This window comes from Brumimicrobium sp. (genome assembly GCF_048268645.1).
In the GTDB taxonomy this organism is placed as follows: domain Bacteria; phylum Bacteroidota; class Bacteroidia; order Flavobacteriales_D; family Crocinitomicaceae; genus Brumimicrobium; species Brumimicrobium ulvae.
The window spans coordinates 21515-40357 of record NZ_JBLWVE010000021.1; the positions used below are offsets into that span (position 1 = coordinate 21515).

The following is an 18843-nucleotide window of genomic DNA, read 5'->3' on the forward strand; positions in this document are numbered from 1 at the left end:
AAAAACATTTATTCAAGGGTCTCCTATGAATTATGCCTTTAATTTAGTTTATTTGTTTATATAAAATACATCCATGGAAGACCGTAGAAGACTAACAACAGAAGAAAAAGCGTTAAAAATCAACCTTAAATCAGACATTTATGGTTCTTTTTCTGAAATTGGTGCTGGTCAGGAAGTCGCCGCAAACTTTTTTAGGGCTGGAGGAAGCTCAGGAACGATTGCCTTTTCTCATTCTGCCTACGACATGAAAGTGTCTGACAGTATTTATGGAAAAGCAAAACGCTATGTTTGTGAAGAACGATTACACACCATGCTGAGAAGAGAGTATGAAATGGTGACTACCAGTCTGGCTCACCGAAAAGAACATACACGCTTCTTCTCTTTTTGTAATACGGTGGAATCATTAAACTATCACAAAACAAATCAAGGTCAAGGTTGGGTTGGGTTGCGGTTTCAAGTAAAGCCAGACACACCGCCAAACAATATTATTTTGCATGTTAAAATGCATGACCAAAACAACAGAGCACAACAGGAAGCTTTGGGTATTCTTGGAGTAAACCTTGTTTATGCAGCCTATTTCCATGCAACAGGAGAATTGGATTACTTTATCAATAGTTTGGTTCACCACCTTCCAAAAGACCGTATAGAAATTGACATGCTGCATGTTGAAGGTCCAGATTTTGAAGAAATTGACAATAGGATTTTAGCCTTAAATCTTGTAAAAAGAGGAATTACTGAAGCTACAATGTTTGATCAAACAGGAAAAGTCCTTCAGCCTGCAAGTAATCTTTATAAAAAGAATATTCTTTTAATGCGTGGACGATTTAGACCTGTAACAAAGGTAAACATCGACATGTTGAACAGCGCAAGGGAAAAATTCTATGAAGAAGAAGGTGTAGAAAAGAAAAATGTGCGTGAGGTATTTGAATTGACCTTGCGTGACTTAACTTCTGGAGGAAGAATCTCTGACAAAGACTTCGTTGACCGTGCAGAGCTTTTAGGTGCTTTAGGATACACCGTTATGATTTCGAACTATTTGCGTTATTACGAAATGGTGGATTACCTCAGCGAAATTTCGAGAGGTTATAAATTAGGGGTTATTTTAGGAATCTATAATATTCACAATATTTTCGACGAAAAGTACTACGACCATCTAAATGGAGGAATATTAGAAGCTTTCGGAAAAGGGTTTGGAAGAAACGCAAAAATGTACATCTATCCAGCCATTGATTACAATACTGGTGAGCTATATGAATTTAAAGATGTTGTGGTGCCAGACCATTTAAGGGGACTCTTGAATTATATGATCGACAACAATAAAATTGAAGCTTTAGAAAAATTCGATTACAACTTGTTGAACATTAAATCCGATGAAGTACTGGCGAAAATCACACGACATGAAGACGATGACACTTGGGATAATGACGTTCCTTATCGTGTGGCCATGGCCATTAAATTCATGCGTTTGTTTGGCTACACACCGAAAGTTGAGCCAGAACCCATCAAACTATCTAAAGAAATCAATTTCAAATTGTAGTTTTCAGTCATTCATTAGAATGAACTCATAATAACCCAAAAAAAAAGCCCACCAAAAAGTGGGCTTCTTTAGGTTCTAATTGAACCTCGTATTATTCTTCTTTTCTTGACTTCTTCATCAATTCAATCTTTTCTTTCAAAGACAATTCTTCTTCCGTTGAGTCAGAATCTTGGTTTTTATCTTCATACTGATCAGTTGAATCTGCCTTTGTCTCCTCATCTTTTTCTACAGGTTGAGATTTTTCAATTTTTTCCTCTTCCTCGGAAGCATCCTTCGCAGGAGTCGCGTAACGACTTAAGAATTTAGGCTTTTCACCATATTTCGACGCTCCAAGACGAGGTTTTTCTGGTTTGTCTTTTTTCCTATCATTTCCTTTCTCAGCAGATTCAGTTTTTTCAGTCTCTTCCTTTTTAGGCGTTACGGCTGCATCATCATCGACTGGCAAATACGCCGATTTTGCTTTCGTATATTTTGAAGCAGCACTTTTTCTAGGTTCAGAAGGTATTGTAGAAATAACTCTTCGTGTGGGATTATACTCTTTCTCCTCACGGTTGCTCTCATTCTCTTTCTCACTCTGTTTACCATTCTCTTGGTCATCGACTGGCGAGTAAGTTGATTTTGTTGCACCATATTTTGATGTAGAAACTTCCTCAGATGTTGAAGATTCAGGAATTACCTTTTCTTCTCTTTGGCGTTTCTCTCTTCTTACACCACGTGGTTTTGCCGGAGCACCATCTTCATCTTCTTGACTATTGTCATATTTCTTTGATCCTGCGAAAATCTCAAACTGTCTAAGACTACATTCAAGGTTACCATTAAACACCTTAATTTTCTTACTAGGTCTTAACCCAATATTCTTCAACGCATCAATATTCGAAGAAACAACCCAGCAATCATAACCCAAGAATGACTGCTTGAATAAATCACCTAAACTTGTATAGAGTTCTTCAACCTCCTCTCCCATTCTTTCACCATATGGAGGGTTACAAATTAATATTCCTTTATCATCTGGAGCTTCCAACTCTAAAGCATCTTTAATTGCCCAAGTCACCATATTTCCAATCGGTGCCATTCGGCTATTTCTACGCGCTTTTTTAATCATTTCTCCATCAATATCCGATGCCAGGATGTCAAATCCTAACTTGACTGGACGTTGATTCCCTTCAGACCTCACTTTTTCCCATGCTTCTGCATCAAAAGACTTAAAGTTTTTAAAGGCAAAATGACTCCTTTCGATCATTGCAGGAATATCTGCCGCCCAAAGTGCTGCTTCAATGGCGATTGTTCCAGAACCACACATAGGGTCAATCAATGTTGATTTTCTGTCCCAGCCTGACATTCTTAAAATACCTGCTGCCAAGACCTCATTCATTGGGGCATCTCCAACCTCTTGTCTGTATCCTCTTTGAAATAAAGGAACACCACTTGTATTTAAGGAAATAACAACAGACTTTTCTTTAATGTAGACATCAAACATCACCTGAGGTGATTTTAAATTCACATCAGGTCTTTTGTCATCATTTTTCTCTCTAAAAACATCTGCAATAGCATCCTTAACCAATAAGAATGGATACTGCGTATGCGTAAACATTGTAGAAAAAACAGCACCTTTAACAGCGAAAGTTTTATCGACATCAAAATAAGATGTCCAATCAATTTTCTTCGCTTCTTTGTACAGATCATCCTCTTTATGGATGGTAAAAGACTTTACTTTAACGAGTACAGAAATCGCTAAACGGCAACGGTAATTTAAACGGTATACATCTTCCCAGCCCCCATTCAACTGAACAGCACGATTCAAGAGCTCTACCTTATCATACCCTAATTCCTTTAATTCATCTTTGAGTAACTCCTCAAATCCGTAAAGCGTTTTTACTGTTATTACTAAATCTTTCATCTGTATTATTTAAATTCTCTAATTAATGGCAATTTCCATGAAAATAGCACCGCCAAAGTTCTAAATACTATAATGAACAATATACTTCCCCACAGTAACCAGAGAGTATCTCCGTATCCAAAATAGTCACCTAGTAAATAAAGCGACCCACCAACTAGGCAAGGTATAGCATATATTTCTTTTCTAAAAATCATAGGAATTTCATTACTCAAAACATCACGAAGTAAACCTCCGAAAGTGGCGGTAATCATTCCTAGAAACACTGCGGTTAAAGGTAACTGATCGTGTGATAAACCTTTTTGCACCCCAACAATTGTGAATACTGAAATTCCAATTGTGTCAAAGATAGACAATGTTCTTCTCCAAGTCTTCAATTTTCCCCGAAAAATAATTCCAAATGTTGCTGCAGCAATCACAACTCCGACTTGAGTAACAGAGGTCATCCATGCTACATCCTCATTCAACAACAGGTCTCTGATTGTTCCTCCCCCCAGTGCAGTAATGAAAGCGATGATATATCCCCCTAAAATGTCTAGGTTTCTATTGGCCGCTGTAAGCACTCCACTAATCGCAAATGCAACTAACCCAATATGGTCTAAAACTTCAAGCATTATTTAAATTTTCATTATTCCGGTAAAAACTCATACTTTTGTGCAAATTAACTCATTTAAATATAGCTTGAAACACAAGATTCTACTTTTTTTATTCATTTTAGGCTTATTCAGTCCTAAAAACACTTCCGCACAACGTGTAGGAGTTGTATTAAGTGGAGGTGGTGCAACAGGACTCGCACACATCGGTGTATTAAAAGCATTAGAAGAAGCGGAAATTCCAATTGCATACATTGCAGGAACAAGTGCTGGAGCATTAATTGGTGCTTTATATGCAGTGGGGTATTCTCCAGACGAAATAAAAGACTATATCTTATCGAACCATTTTAATAAAATGACCTCAGGGACAATTACAAAAGAAGAACGCTTCCTGTTACGAGAAGCCGATGAGGATGCTTCCATGATTAATTTCAACTTTGCCAAAGACAGTATTTTCACTAAATCCCTCCCCACCAACTTCATGACTCCTTCCTATCTGGATTTTGAAACATTGAGATTAATCGGTCATACAGGAGCAGCAATGGATAAAGATTTTGACTCCTTATTTATTCCTTTTCGTTGTGTTGCCGCGGACATCTATAAAAAAGAAAGTGTTATTTTTAGTAAAGGTGATTTGAACGCTGCAGTGCGTGCCTCGATGACCTATCCTTTTTACGTTAACCCTATTCGAATTGATGGAAAACTTTTCTTTGACGGAGGACTTTACAACAATTTCCCTGCAGATGTGCTTTACCATGAATTTCCCGTAGACTATATTATTGGAAGTAACGTTTCCTTAAATGCTGCACCGCCAACAGAAGACGACATCATCAGTCAAATTACAACGATGTTCGTGCAGAAGACCAACTTTGATTTACCTTGTGCTTACGGAGTTATCATTGAACCCAAAAACGATATCGGAACATTCGAATTTACAAGGGCCGAAGAAGCCATTCAAAGTGGTTACGACGCTGCTTTGATTTATCTCGACAGCATTCGTCCTTATGTACAAACCACCGCGAAAACCGAAGCGTTGGCAAAAAAAAGAAAAGCTTATCGCGCCCAAATCAAACCCATTCAAATCAATGAGCTATCGGTTGAATCTTATACCAACAGCGATGTTTCTTTCATTAAAACACAATTTATGAAAGACTCGATTAAAGAACCTATAGACGTTGATGAATTACAAAAACGTTTTTACAGAGGATATGCAGCACCCCAAATCAAATATATTTATCCTACTTTAGAAAAGAATAGCGACACCACCTACAGGTTAAAGTTGGATGTCACCAAACAAAAACCTTTTGCTTTAAGTATTGGAGGACACTTCTCTTCACGACCGGTAAACACAGCATACATTGGCTTGTCCTACCTTGACTTAGGATTAGGTGCAGCAAAAATTCATGCGGAGACCTATTTTGGAAAGTTTTATGGTTCTACAAAAGTGAAGCTAGACTTTGATTTGCCTTCCTATTTTCCATTGAGGGTCAGTCCTTATTTTGTATTAAACCGTTGGGATTACTTCAGGAGCTCTTCTACCTTTTTTGAGGACATCAAACCATCTTTTTTGTTGCAAAATGAAATGTATTATGGATTAAACATGGGAATACCTACTTCCAACAATGGAAAAGTAGCCCTAGACTTTAAAAAATTCACCAATAAAGACCAGTATTATCAAACCTTAAATTATTCAGAAAGTGACACTGCAGACATCACCACTTTCAGTGGAGAATCGGCTTCCATCAATTATGAGTTGAATACGCTAGACAGGAAACAATGGGCTTCAAAAGGGAGTTTGCTTAGAGCCAGTTTTCGCTATGTTCAAGGAAAAGAAAAAAGTATTTCTGGAAACACTCCTTCTTCAGAATATGATTTAAGAAGACAACACCGTTGGATTAGTCTTTCTCTTGAAGGAAGAAAATACTATGAAATGACCAAGTTTTTCAAAATTGGCTTCTATGGAAAAGCGGTAATGAACTCACAGTCTTTATTTTCTAACTATACAGCCTCTGTTTTGGCCATGACAGAATTTTCTCCACTGCCCGACAGCCGAACCTTGTTCATGAGCGAATACAGGGCCCCGCAATATATCGGAGGAGGTTTAAACCTAATTTTTAACTATGGTAAGTTTTTTGAATTTAGACTGGACTCCTATTTCTTTCAACCATTTAAACAAATTATTCGTTATGAGGATGAATCAGGATTCGGTTACTCAGATTTATTGAAAGAAGGCTTGCCGATGGTAGGCGCTTCAATCATATTCCATTCGCCACTTGGCCCATTAAGGCTCTCTACGAATTATTTCCCTGACCAGGACAATCCTTTTGTCACACAATTAAGTTTTGGCTATATAATCTTTAACAATAGGTCAATTCGCTAGTTAAAAGCAGATTTTCTCCTTTTGAATTATTACTTTTGTACAAATTTTATTGATATGATATTACCCATTGTAGCATACGGTGATCCAGTTTTAAAAGTTGAAGGAGTTGAAATTGATAAAGACTATGAAGGTCTGAGTGAATTACTTGACAACATGTGGGAAACAATGTACAACGCAAGAGGTGTTGGATTAGCAGCGCCACAGATAGGAAAGTCAATTCGTCTATTTATCGTCGATGCTTCGCCGTTTGCTGAAGATGATGAAGAGGGTGAACCAGATCCAAAAGCAGAAGGTCTTGAAAACTTCAAAAAGGTCTTCATCAACCCTATCATTGAAGAAGAAGAAGGTGAAGAATGGGCATTCGAAGAAGGCTGTTTATCTATCCCCACTATTCGAGAAGAGGTTTATCGTAAAGAAAAAATCACCATTACTTATTTTGATGAGAATTTTGATTTTCACGAAGAAACTTACGACGGATATGCAGCACGAATCATTCAACATGAATACGATCATATTGAGGGGGTTTTGTTTACAGACCACTTATCGATTTTAAAGAAACGTTTACTTACAAAAAAATTGACCAATATTTCGAAAGGAAATGTTGATGTTGATTACCGCATGAAATTCCCAGTAACTAAAAGAAAAAAATAATAATGAAAAAGTTAATTTTTGTTTTCGGTATTTTATTGACCTTTACAGCTTGTACAGATCAAAATGCAGATACAGCTTCTAATGAAGCCCCTACTATTGAAGGTTTAAAAGCTTCAATTAAAGAAATGGACGACTCATTAAAGGTGCTTATGGATGAAGCTGTGAAATCTCCAGAATACAAGATGAATCGTGTAGCTTATCATGAAGCCATCAATAGAAATAAAGACTTTTACCATAACTTTCCAGAAGATCCGTATGCAGAAACAGCTTTAGATAAAATCGCAGCGCTTTATCTACAACTCAATGTAGAAAGTGAATCTGTAAAATGGAGAGATACGCTTCTCACAAAGTATCCGGATACGAAGAATAAAATTGGATTGTTGGAACTACAAATGAATTACTATGATTTCAATGAGTACAATCCAGAAAAAATAAAATTCTATGCCAATCAATTATTGGCCATTGAGAACTTACCCGCAGAAAAGCGTGAACAATATGAATTCCGTTTAAAGCACATCGACAAAACTTTTGAAGAACTTATTGAGCTTCAACTGTCAGACGAAAACATGCTTGTAGAAACTGAAGAGGTAAAGTAACTTGTTAAGGCTTTGTTAAAAATCCATAAGTGAACACTAATCGTCTTATATTTGATTCATAACTAAAATTAAAAACCAATGAAAAAATTACTATTTACCCTAAGCTTATTATTTTCTGCCTTTATTGGTATGAATGGTTTATTTGCACAAGCAGCAGTTGAATCAGGAGCTAAAATTGAATTCGAAAAAGAAACACATGATTACGGTACCATCGACCAATATGCTGATGGAAACTGTGAATTTGTATTTAAAAACACAGGGAATGAGCCTTTAGTTATTTCGAGCGCAAAAGGTTCTTGTGGTTGTACAGTTCCTTCTTGGCCAAGAGAACCAATCGCTCCAGGAGAGTCTGCTTCAATTAAAGTAAAGTATGACACAAAGCGTGTAGGTATTATTGGAAAGAGCGTTACTTTACAATCAAACGCAATTAACAGCCCTACAAAAACAATCCGTATCAAAGGAAATGTTGTAGCAAAACCTCAAGGAGGAGCTCCTGTAAACAACAGCGGTGCACCAACTAGCAACTAGGCACAAGAAATGAAGAACGTTATCGTACTTCTTATAATGATAGTAAATTCCGCTATTGGGTTCGCCCAGTATGCGGAATTTAACTTTCTGAATAAAACCACACATAAGTGGAATAAAACAAATGAAGGAACTGTTCTTCAACACTACTTTGTTTTCGAAAACACTGGAGATACTCCTTTGGTAATAAATGATGCACTCGTAAGTTGTAGTTGCACGAAAGTCCAATTTCCAAACCATCCAATATTACCCCAACAAAAAGATTCAATTCTTGTTACTTTTGACAGCAACCAAAAATATTATATGCAAGACAGAATCATTAAGTTAAAAGCAAATACCAAAAAAGATCAAGAGCTACGCATCAAGGTATATGTAGTTCCTAAAGAGGACTGAGCAAACATCGCTTAAAATCTTTTAACAGAATATTCCGCTCAAATTCGAGCAATATCCTATCTTCGTACTATAAAACTTTACCATGTCAATATCTGTAAAACATCTTACGAAATTCTATGGCGAACAAGCCGCAGTAGACAACATCTCGTTTGAGGCTAAAAAAGGTGAAATCTTGGGATTTCTTGGTCCAAATGGAGCAGGTAAATCTACAACAATGAAAATCATCACCAGTTTTATTCCTGCAACTGAAGGTGATGTAGAAGTATGTGGACTAGACATCAAGAAGCATTCTTTAGAGGTACGAAAAAAGATAGGTTATCTCCCTGAGCACAACCCCATTTATTTGGACATGTATGTGAAGGAATATTTGACTTTTGTGGGAAAGATTTATAAAATTCCAAACCTCAAAGAAAGGGTAAAAGAAGTGATTGAATTGGTAGGATTGCAAAAAGAACAACACAAAGTGACAGGGACACTTTCCAAAGGGTATCGTCAAAGGGTTGGACTGGCCCAAGCCATTATTCACGACCCTGAAGTACTGATTTTAGATGAACCCACTTCTGGACTTGACCCTAATCAGTTAACGGAGATCCGTGAATTAATTAAAGAAATTGGTAAGGCCAAAACAGTAATGCTTTCAACGCATATTATGCAAGAAGTTGAAGCGATTTGTGACAGGGTAATCATTATTAACAACGGAAAATTAGTAGCCAATGCGAAAGCAAGCGAACTGCAATCTGACGTGAAAAGTCAAGTCGTTTTTGTTGAATTTGATGCTGTAGTTTCAAGAAATCGTTTGGCAAAAATTCCTAATATCAGTCGTGTAGAAGCCATCAATGAAACCTCTTTTTTAATCAATTCCGACCAGTCGATAGACCTTAGAAAGACCATCGCTGGATATGCCAAAGATGAAAACTTATTGATCTTAACCATTCGTAAAGAGGAAAAATCATTGGAAGAAGTCTTTAAATCCTACACTACTAAATAAACACATATGAAAGTTGCTGGTTTTACCTTTGTAAGAAATGCCATTAAATACGATTATCCTATAACAGAAGCAATTCAATCTATTTTGCCCATTTGCGATTTGCTTGTTGTCGCGGTTGGAGATTCTGAAGATGAAACTCTAGCTTTAATTCAATCCATCGACAATCCAAAGATTAAAATTATTGAGACGGTTTGGGACGATTCATTACGTGAAGGTGGTAGAGTGTTGGCCGTTGAAACAGATAAAGCGTTTAATGCCATTCCAGAAGATTATGACTGGGCATTTTACATCCAAGGGGACGAAGTGGTTCATGAAGCAGATTTACCTACCATTAAGGCAGCAATGGAGCAATACATAAACCAGTCTAATGTCGATGGTTTGTTATTCAAATACCGTCACTTTTTTGGTTCTTATGATTATGTTGGAAATTCATTGCGTTGGTATCCGCATGAAATTCGTGTCATTAAAAATAAAAAATCAATCTATTCTTTTCGCGACGCGCAAGGTTTCAGAAAGGATGATGACAAGAAGTTAAACGTAATTCCCATAGATGCTTATATTCACCATTATGGTTGGGTTAAAGACCCGCGTGTAATGCAGGCTAAGCAAGAAACTTTCAATAAGTTATGGCATGACGACGAATGGATGGATCAAAACATTGATAAGGTTGAAGAATTTGATTATTTCAAAAACATCGATTCTTTAGAAAAATACAAAGGTACACACCCAAAAGTCATGAATGATCGTATCGTGCGCTTGAATTGGAAATTCAATTATGACATTACTTTTAACAAAACGCCATTAAAACAAAAAATTAAAATGGCCTTGGACAAAATTGGAATAAAAACAACCTATAGAAATTATACTACTGTCAGAAAGTAGTACTAATTACAAAATAACTTTACGGCTTTTTTCCATTGCGTGCTGGGCAAAATCTTCTCCTACCGAAGTCTTATAGTCATAAATATAATCAACATTTAACTTTTCGAAGATCTCTTTTTCATCATCGTAATGGCAAATCGCTGCAATTTTAAATTGACGTTCCTTCATCTTATTTATTTGCTTCATAGAGTTGAAGTTGGAAGCATAATCACTCATGGCCAAAACCACTACATCAACCTTGTCCCAGTTTGATTCGTCCCAAAAGTCCCTGTCGGTGGAATCCCCCCAAACCACATTACACCCTTCTGCTTTTAGTGTTTTTACTTTATCTGCGTTATAATCAACACCAATTACATCATCTGGAAAGCTGGCTTTCAAATGATAATATGCTGGCAACCCTATACTTCCCAGTCCAATGATAACGTACTTTGCTTCTCCACTTATTTGGGCCTGTTTATCAATATCTTTAGAGGTTCTATTCCACTTGGTTAGGGTATCCTTATATTTTTCGAATAATTCGTAAGAACGAGAGATAATAGGAGAAGACAATAAAAAAGAGAGACTCATGAAGATGGCTAAAGTAGTTAACCAATCATTGTCGATCATTCCGTTTGAAACTGCTACTGCACCGACAATTAATCCAAATTCACTATAGTTAGACAAGTGCAATGAGGTCAAGAAATTGGTTCTGGCACGCAGTTCAAAGAAAGAGAATATACGAATAAATAAAAGGCCTTTGAACACGACAAAAACCAACAAGCACAATGCAATAATGATATTAGACCAAGTCGGAACCCCTGACAAACCGATATTTATAAAGAAACCAATCAAGAAAAAGTCCTTATAGTTCAGCATGCGTTCTGAAAGTTCTTCATTTCTTGGGTGATTTACCAACAACATTCCGATAATTAAGGCCCCTAAATCATATTTTAAATCGACTAAATCGAATGCCAAAGCACCTGCAATCAATGGAGCGAAAAAACCAAAGACTGTAAGTAACTCACCATGGCCTGATTTATTGAGCAATCTATCTAACAGCATCTTAACCACATACAAGTAAATAGGTAAAGCAAGCACCCAAATGGTCGGAAGAACGCTTTTTGAAACTGTTAAAAAAACCACTGCAAAAATATCTTGAACAACCAAAATACCAATAGCGAATCGACCATGTCGGGAAGAAATTTCCCCTCTTTCTTCAAGTGATTTTACGATAAAGACCGTACTCGAAAAGCTCAAAGCAAAACCAATGGTCATCGCAGATTCTAAGGTCATGTCTGCCAAATAACGGACCCCTAAAAAGCTAACGCCAAATAATACACCTCCAATTGTAAGGGTAGTGATAATAATGTGAGAAGAAGCAGTAATCCAAATTTCTGGTTGTATCAGTTGCTTTATTTTGATTTTCAACCCAATAGTAAATAAGAGCAGGATAATTCCTAAGTCCGAAAGAGGTCCTAAAATTTGCTTTAGGTTTCCATCAGTAAGTCCAGACATTCCCAGAATAAATCCAGTCGCAAGAAAACCCAACAATGCAGGCAATCCAAGTCTCTTCATTAGCAATCCGCTTAAAAAAGCCATTGCCAACCAGATTGCATCAATGTATATTGCGTCTAAATCTATTGAAATCATGTATTCTATTCTTTTGCGCTATTTAACTTTTATGTTTAAAGTGGCTTGAGTTTAAGCGCTTTGCAAAAATAACTTTTGTCTTTCAAAAAATAAGCTATTTTAAAAACGTTTTATCCATTTTTTAAAATAAAAGTAAGGGATAAAACCACGCAGTAGCATCCACATAATAATTGCATACCAAACAATTTGTAGTCCTGGAGCAATCTGATGTCCAATTAATAATACGGGTAAAAATCCGAAAAATGTCGAAATAAATAAGATATTTCTAAGGAATTTCGCTTTTCCCATTCCTTTAAAAACTCCATCCAGAGTAAAAGCAAGCGCATTGATGGGCAAACACAAAGCAAACAAAGGCAACACAATTGGATACATGCCCCAAACCTGTTCATTCTTAATAATCAAGCCCATTACCTGGCTGTCGAAAATCATTAACAATCCGGCCAACACAAAAGAAACCACCAAACTCAACAATAGATTTCTATTCAAGTTTCTTTGCATTGCTGCTTTGTTTTTGGCGCCTAAGAACTTGCCCGCCAAAGCATTTGCTGAAGTTGCAAAAGCATCTAAGAAAAAGGCCGAGAACATCCATAAATTTAACATCACTGCATGGGTTGCTGCTTCTACTGTGCCATAAATATTTGCAAATTTATGGGTCAACATTAAGGCTAGGTTTAAGGTAATGGTCCTGAGTACTAAGTTTCCTGCAATGAGCAATAATCCAACAAATTCAGGATTGATTTTTAGACTGTGAATTAATTTTATTTTAGATTTATACAACAAGAAATAAAGGGTCATTAAAAACATGACAATTTGCGCAATAAAACTTGCCCATGCTGCTCCTTCAACGCCCATCGGTTCAACCCAATTCCACCATCCTAAAACGAAGACAAAGTCCAATAAAATATTGATGCTTCCTCCTACGATGGATATAACCATGGCCCACCAAGTATTTTGAACGCCTCTAAAAACACCAAATACAGAGAAGGTAATCAGCGTTAATGGAAAACCAAGAACACGAATATTAAAATAGGCTGTGGCATCTTCCAAAACAGGTCCTGTAGCAGAGAGCAAATGTTCAAACACCCAAGCCGAAGTAAAGAAAGTCGTCAACATAGCCAATACCCCCACAATGGCATTAAAGTAAATCATTTGGGGAATAAGACTCGCCATCACACGCATTCTCATAGAGCCATAAGCTTGAGAAACAACAGCAGAAATAGCACTTTTCATTTGGGCAAAGATCCAAACCAACGCTGAGATCAGACTTCCCGCGATTCCAACCGCAGCAACTGCAGACAAATTTTCATGATGTCCCGAAAAACCATCTGTTCCAATATTTCCCACTACAGCCAAATCTGTCAAAGACAAAACAGGCTCAACTACTCCGCCCAACATTGCAGGCAAGGCTAGTTTCCAAATTGATCGATATGTTGGCTCTTTTTGAATTCCTGTAGATTTTAAAATGCAAAGATATTCTTTTTTTGGGTTAGGCCCGACTTTAACAGTCTTTCTCATTTGATGGAAAAGCTTAAACTAAATCAAGAATCTAGATATCCTTTTTGAATTTTGGTTTTCAAAATGAATCATACAGAAATATGATTAATTTAGCCCTTTCTAAAAAAAGAGATCAATGGAAATCATAAAAGCAATTATTTTAGGAATTGTACAGGGGTTAACAGAGTTCCTACCTGTTTCAAGTAGCGGACATCTTGAAATCGCTAAAGCCATTTTAGGGAATGAAGATGTTGGGGAACTCAGCATGATGACTACAGTTGTTTTGCATTTTGCTACTGCATTAAGTACAATTGTCATTTTCAGAAAAGATGTTACTGAAATCTTAAGGGGACTTTTTCAATTTAAAATGAACGATGAACTTTTGTTTTCGCTCAAAATCATTTTATCAATGATCCCTGCAGCTTTTGTAGGCTTCTTCTTTGAAGATATTATTGACTCATTCTTTAACCATCAAATTTTACTGGTTGGATTCATGCTTTTACTCACTGGTGTCGTGTTGCTTTTGGCCGATAAAGCTAAAAACACAGGTAAAGGGGTGAGTTTTAAAAATGCTTTTATTATTGGGATCGCTCAAGCCATTGCAATTCTTCCAGGAATTTCTCGCTCAGGTTCTACCATTGGAACGTCTGTATTGCTTGGAATTGATCGTGAAAAATCAGCACGCTTCTCCTTTCTAATGGTAGTGCCTTTAATTTTTGGTAAAATTGCAAAAGACCTTTTAGATGGCGCTTTTACGGCCGACAACATTCCTGTTGTTTCATTAACTGTTGGATTTATTGCAGCCTTTATCACTGGATTGATTGCCTGTACTTGGATGATTGCAATTGTAAAGAAAAGTAAATTAACTTACTTCTCTATTTACTGCTTTATTGTTGGAACAATTGCTATTGTTTGGTCAATGGTTTAAACAAGAACCTAAATGCACTCTACATTTTTTAATGATTCCAAATTATACTGTCCTGAAAAACAGCATTTAATGGCCGATTGTAATTGTAATGATTTAGTGAAATACCAATACTGCTAAAACCACGATGGTTAATGTTGTTGTTAAAGCAAGCTTTCCCAGAATTTCTAATTTTCTATACAGCCCATCAGGCTGATCCGACTTCATGGCTTTTCGCTCCATGATGTTCATAACAGCAAGAAAACCGATCAAAACAACAAAGAACAGTAATTTAATTTGCAACATTGGCATATAAGCTAATGCATTCCAAAAAGGAAGAATAAGGTAAACTCCAGACACCGAAAGCAAAATCAGTCCAATACTTCCCATTCGACCAAGAATTTTGGTGTTCGATTTTAGTTTTATTGCCTCGTCCTTACTTAACTTAGAAGAAGTAAACCCCAAAAAAAGCATGTGCAAATGCAGTTCCCAACCCCATGGCAAGACCAATAAAGTGGAGGATTAACATTGTATCTCTCATCGAAATTTAAATTTATTTTATTTTATTTGCATTACAGGAATCTCTTGTAAGTATTACCGTTTTTCAAAACGTCCACTTAAGCAAAAGCGTCTGAACTAGAAAGATCACTAGCAAGGCGTAATTTATTTTTAAAATCAAGGAGTTGACTTATGTCAATAACTGTTTTTAAAATAATTACAACGCAGAAAGTGAGCTTTATAGACAGAAGCTACAGTGCAAAGGGTTTTCCAATCAAGAACATCGTCGGTCGTTTATCCAAATCAAAGGCATTTTCTCTCCATTCGGCGATGGTCATCGTTTGAACACGCTCAGTTGGTAACGTCAAATCGCAGGCAATACACAAAAACGTAGTATCCAAACATTCATTCAGTAAGTCTTCAAGCAAATGATTGTTACGGAAAGGTGTTTCCATAAAAATTTGTGTTTGTCCAGTTTTACTTACCATGCGTTCATAATCTTTAAAAGTGAACACACGTTTCTTACGCTCTTTGGGGATGTATCCATTAAATGCAAATGACTGCCCGTTGAATCCACTGGCCATAAGTCCCAACAAAATGGAAGAAGGTCCTGTGAGTGGGCTTACAAACTCACCGTTTTGATGCGCTAAAGCCACCAAATCTGCACCAGGGTCAGCAACACCAGGGCAACCGGCCTCTGAAATAATGGCCACATCATGACCATTTCTCAATGGCGCTAACATTCCCGCCAAATCAGTAGGTGGAGTTTTTTTGTTCAGGATAAAAAATGTCGATTCATCAATAGGGAATGTCCTGTCCAGTTTTCGCAAGTAACGGCGAGCAGATTTCAAATTTTCTACCGCAAAATAGCGTGTATTTTTCGCAATTGCTGCTACCTCTACTGGAATAACATGTTCCCAGTTCTCAGATCCCATCAAAGTGGGCATTAAATATAATCGACCTCTAGCCATTAGTTTTTCAGTTCTTTTAATAATACATCTGTCCCGGCATCCAACATATCAAAAACATCTTGGAATCCTTCATCCCCTCCAAAATAGGGATCGGGAACTTCTAAATCTTTACCAGGATGCGTAAGGTTTAAAAACAACTCTACCTTTTGCACATCCTTTTCGTCTCTTGCCAATTTCGTAACGTTGGCAAAGTTACTTTTATCCATCACCACAATTCGATCAAACTCGTCAAAGTCTGCAACCTTAAACTGTCTGCCACGTAAATCATCTATCGGAACACCATTTCTCTTCGCTGTTTCAATCATACGTGGATCTGGAGCATCTCCTACGTGCCAATCACCTGTTCCTGCAGAATCGACGACTACATCTAAGCCGTGTTCCTGAACTTTCTTACGCATCAATCCATCTGCCATTGGTGAACGGCAAATATTTCCTAAGCATACCATTAAAACTTTCATAACATTTACTTTAAATATTCTTCAATAGGAAAACGTCAAACACTACGTTTCGCACCGTTCAACATTCTCTATGTTGGACTCTGATTTTTAATGATCTTCCAAAACAACGCTGGAGAGAATCGTTTAATCTTTGCCGCCAATATTTCTTTATTGCCAATCAAGACATCCTTTTTCTTTTTTACTGTCGCTTTCAACATTTGACGCACACATTCATCAACGGGCATTCCTGTTTCTTGATTGTGATCCATCACTCCATGCGCTGTTCCATCTTCGGTTAAAGCACTCGTTGAAATTGGAGTATTGATCTTCCCAGGACAAACAATCGTAACCGAGATATTGTTCTTTGCTTCCTCCAAAAGTAGACTTTCGTAATACCCATGCAAAGCATGTTTTGAAGCAGCGTATGCAGAACGCAAATAAAAGCCAAACTTGCCCGCAATACTTGAAGTGATAATAAGGTGTCCACTTTGTTGCTTCTGCATGTACGGTAAAACGGCTTTAGTCAAGGCAATATTTCCAAAATAATTTACTTCCATGATCCTTCGGTCAACTTCAATCGCTGTTTTGGATGCCTCAGCACGTTGTGAAATCCCTCCACTATTAAACAGATAGTCTATGCGTTTGTATTGTTCCACGACTTTCTTCGCCAACTCTGGAAAGTGACCATTTTCCGCTAAATCCAAGCGCAAAACCATGTGTTGCTCAGGGTTTTTTAGGGTGTTCTTCAAACTCTCTAACTCTTCAACATTACGTGCTGACAAAATTAATTTACTTCCTAATTCAGCTAATTGTACCGCAAGCTCTCTTCCTATTCCCGAAGATGCCCCCGTAATCCAAACTACTTTATTGGCAAATGTTTTCATAAGCGTAAAGATATCGAAAAGCTTTTACATATTGGAGCTATATTGAAATGATGAATGAAAAGTATGCTTGAACTCTATTTTTCATTGTTAATTCTTCAACTTTTATTCTTTTTAGATCTTCTTCTTTTGGAGCCCTTAATCCGCCTCCACCTCCAATTTACTTTCTTGATTTGCGGTGTTGTTTATACGCCAAAAAGAGCTTCTTATGTCGCTTTTTCAGCGCAATCAACACGCAATCAAGCTCAGTAAGATTTCCGTTTTCGTCGGGGGCTGGAGCGATAGACAACTACAAAACATCAATTGGATGCTCACCTTTTGATGATCCTTGGTTATAAAGTCGTTGAAACGGTAGAATGGATAGGTCCTAATTCTATTGAATATGGGATAAATACCCCAAACTGAACTGATGAGTTCTCCAATAGTGGTTTTAAACACTTTAGTTTAATAAGGTCACTCGAACAGACGTGCTATTCTATCACAACAAAATAATACGTAAATTTGCAAATCCAAGAAGACAAGTCATGAAACAATCAATATTCACATCTCTTTTTATCTTTTTATTCGGAGGGTTATTAACTATCGATTCATCAAGCTTTGCGCAAGACTTGAACCAATCAGAAAAAGGGGCTTTCTATTTATACTGGGGATACAACAGAAGTGCCTATACCCAAAGTGATTTGCATTTGAAAGGTCGAGGGTATGATTTTACGATGAAAAACATGACTGCTTCCGACAATCCGGAAAAGTTATCCATGAGTTACCTCAACATAGAGAAAATTACCATTCCTCAATTCAATGTGAGGTTAGGCTATTTCTTCAAAGACAAATGGGCTTTGACTTTGGGATATGACCACATGAAATACCTCATGGACCATCCTCAAGAAATCACCTTAGACGGTGAAATTCAACCTGGTGTTAGTGATTTATGGAGCGGCACATACGACAATCAGTTGGTTACCTCAGATTACGAACACATACATTACGAAAACTCAGACGGACTAAATTATATTCGTGTAGAATTAGCACGCTACTTCGATTTACTTTCTGTTGGTCAAAACAATTGGTTTAGAGTTCGTGCTCAGGCGGCAGCTGCTACAGGAATAATTCTTTCTTACAACGACTTCAACTTTGGAGGTCAGTTCGATAGAAAAACAATTTCTGTTTCAGGTTATGGACTTTCACTACATCCTGGATTAAGGCTAGAGTTTTTTAACCATATTTTCTTACAAACCAACTTTTCTGCTGGATTCATGCATCAGATTAAAGTAATGAATCGTCCAAACGACAAAAGTGCATACAGTGAACAGCGCTTTGGATATATCGCTTCCGATTTGGTATTGGGATACACATGGAGGTTCAATAGGAAATAAGATTCCTCGTCGCTGCGCTTATCATTAAACTGCCATAGCACAGAATCCAGTAAAAATAAGCCTCAATTACATTCCCACACCATGGACCAAAACTTAATGAAAGAAGGTAAGATTCCTCGTCGCTGCGCTTAACATTAAATTGCCATAGCACAGAATCCAGTAAAAATAAGCCTCAATTACATTCCCACACCATGGACCAAAACTTAATGAAAGAAGG

At 37.1% G+C, this 18843-nt stretch carries 18 protein-coding genes; 10 read left to right on the forward strand and 8 right to left on the reverse strand.

From position 1 onward, the window contains the following. Nucleotides 1–73 precede the first annotated feature (73 nt). Complete coding sequence (locus tag ACN0U3_RS13315) at nucleotides 74–1537, forward strand: TonB-dependent receptor (RefSeq protein WP_299206517.1); 1464 nt, start codon at nucleotides 74–76, stop codon at nucleotides 1535–1537. 91 nt (nucleotides 1538–1628) lie between these two features. On the opposite strand, the gene ACN0U3_RS13320 is transcribed toward ACN0U3_RS13315, so the two are convergent. Further along, nucleotides 1629–3434, reverse strand: coding sequence for a THUMP domain-containing class I SAM-dependent RNA methyltransferase (locus ACN0U3_RS13320; protein WP_417266606.1), 1806 nt, complete (start codon nucleotides 3432–3434; stop codon nucleotides 1629–1631). 5 nt (nucleotides 3435–3439) lie between these two features. Further along, nucleotides 3440–4045: a trimeric intracellular cation channel family protein gene (locus tag ACN0U3_RS13325; RefSeq protein ID WP_417266607.1), complete on the reverse strand. Its 606-nt coding sequence runs from the start codon at nucleotides 4043–4045 to the stop codon at nucleotides 3440–3442. A gap of 67 nt (nucleotides 4046–4112) precedes the next feature. Between ACN0U3_RS13325 and ACN0U3_RS13330 the strand changes: the two genes are divergently transcribed. From ACN0U3_RS13330 to ACN0U3_RS13360, 7 genes are all read left to right on the forward strand, one after another. Then, entirely contained in the window at nucleotides 4113–6404 is a 2292-nt protein-coding gene (locus ACN0U3_RS13330) for a patatin-like phospholipase family protein (RefSeq protein WP_417266608.1), read from the forward strand. 54 nt (nucleotides 6405–6458) lie between these two features. Next, complete coding sequence (gene def, locus ACN0U3_RS13335; protein ID WP_417266609.1) at nucleotides 6459–7055, forward strand: peptide deformylase; 597 nt, start codon at nucleotides 6459–6461, stop codon at nucleotides 7053–7055. A 2-nt stretch (nucleotides 7056–7057) separates the two neighbouring features. Then, nucleotides 7058–7651, forward strand: a complete 594-nt coding sequence (locus tag ACN0U3_RS13340; protein WP_417266610.1) for a hypothetical protein — start codon at nucleotides 7058–7060, stop codon at nucleotides 7649–7651. A 78-nt stretch (nucleotides 7652–7729) separates the two neighbouring features. Beyond that, entirely contained in the window at nucleotides 7730–8179 is a 450-nt protein-coding gene (locus tag ACN0U3_RS13345; protein ID WP_299206529.1) for a DUF1573 domain-containing protein, read from the forward strand. 36 nt (nucleotides 8180–8215) lie between these two features. Continuing rightward, complete coding sequence (locus ACN0U3_RS13350) at nucleotides 8216–8569, forward strand: DUF1573 domain-containing protein (RefSeq protein WP_417266611.1); 354 nt, start codon at nucleotides 8216–8218, stop codon at nucleotides 8567–8569. Nucleotides 8570–8651: 82 nt separating this feature from the next. After that, the gene (gene gldA / locus ACN0U3_RS13355) at nucleotides 8652–9557 is read left to right on the forward strand and encodes a gliding motility-associated ABC transporter ATP-binding subunit GldA (protein WP_299206532.1); all 906 of its coding nucleotides are present in this window, start codon (nucleotides 8652–8654) and stop codon (nucleotides 9555–9557) included. Nucleotides 9558–9563: 6 nt separating this feature from the next. After that, nucleotides 9564–10439, forward strand: a complete 876-nt coding sequence (locus ACN0U3_RS13360; protein ID WP_417266612.1) for a glycosyltransferase family 2 protein — start codon at nucleotides 9564–9566, stop codon at nucleotides 10437–10439. Between the two features lie 6 nt (nucleotides 10440–10445). Here the strand turns inward: ACN0U3_RS13360 and ACN0U3_RS13365 are convergent, their stop codons facing one another. Both ACN0U3_RS13365 and ACN0U3_RS13370 read right to left on the reverse strand, forming a co-directional pair. After that, on the reverse strand, nucleotides 10446–12068 hold the full coding sequence (locus ACN0U3_RS13365; RefSeq protein WP_417266613.1) for a cation:proton antiporter: 1623 nt from the start codon (nucleotides 12066–12068) through the stop codon (nucleotides 10446–10448). Nucleotides 12069–12167: 99 nt separating this feature from the next. Next, a complete protein-coding gene (locus ACN0U3_RS13370) occupies nucleotides 12168–13583 on the reverse strand; it encodes an MATE family efflux transporter (protein ID WP_417266614.1) in 1416 nt (471 codons plus the stop codon). A gap of 115 nt (nucleotides 13584–13698) precedes the next feature. Here ACN0U3_RS13370 and ACN0U3_RS13375 point away from each other — a divergent pair, with 115 nt between their 5' ends. Continuing rightward, complete coding sequence (locus ACN0U3_RS13375; RefSeq protein WP_417266615.1) at nucleotides 13699–14490, forward strand: undecaprenyl-diphosphate phosphatase; 792 nt, start codon at nucleotides 13699–13701, stop codon at nucleotides 14488–14490. A gap of 93 nt (nucleotides 14491–14583) precedes the next feature. Here the strand turns inward: ACN0U3_RS13375 and ACN0U3_RS13380 are convergent, their stop codons facing one another. The 4 genes from ACN0U3_RS13380 to ACN0U3_RS13395 all read right to left on the reverse strand — a co-directional run bounded on the left by ACN0U3_RS13380 (nucleotide 14584) and on the right by ACN0U3_RS13395 (nucleotide 17256). Further along, nucleotides 14584–14940, reverse strand: a complete 357-nt coding sequence (locus ACN0U3_RS13380; RefSeq protein ID WP_417266616.1) for a hypothetical protein — start codon at nucleotides 14938–14940, stop codon at nucleotides 14584–14586. Between the two features lie 275 nt (nucleotides 14941–15215). Then, on the reverse strand, nucleotides 15216–15935 hold the full coding sequence (locus ACN0U3_RS13385; protein WP_299206543.1) for an SAM-dependent methyltransferase: 720 nt from the start codon (nucleotides 15933–15935) through the stop codon (nucleotides 15216–15218). Beyond that, nucleotides 15935–16393 carry a low molecular weight protein-tyrosine-phosphatase gene (locus tag ACN0U3_RS13390; protein WP_299206544.1) on the reverse strand — a complete coding sequence of 153 codons (459 nt, stop codon included), beginning with the start codon at nucleotides 16391–16393 and terminating at the stop codon, nucleotides 15935–15937. Before ACN0U3_RS13390 ends, ACN0U3_RS13385 begins: the two co-directional genes overlap by 1 nt. A gap of 68 nt (nucleotides 16394–16461) precedes the next feature. Next, entirely contained in the window at nucleotides 16462–17256 is a 795-nt protein-coding gene (locus ACN0U3_RS13395; RefSeq protein WP_299206545.1) for an SDR family oxidoreductase, read from the reverse strand. Between the two features lie 521 nt (nucleotides 17257–17777). On the opposite strand from ACN0U3_RS13395, the gene ACN0U3_RS13400 reads away from it, so the two are divergent. Further along, a complete protein-coding gene (locus tag ACN0U3_RS13400) occupies nucleotides 17778–18626 on the forward strand; it encodes a hypothetical protein (protein ID WP_417266617.1) in 849 nt (282 codons plus the stop codon). Nucleotides 18627–18843 lie beyond the last annotated feature (217 nt).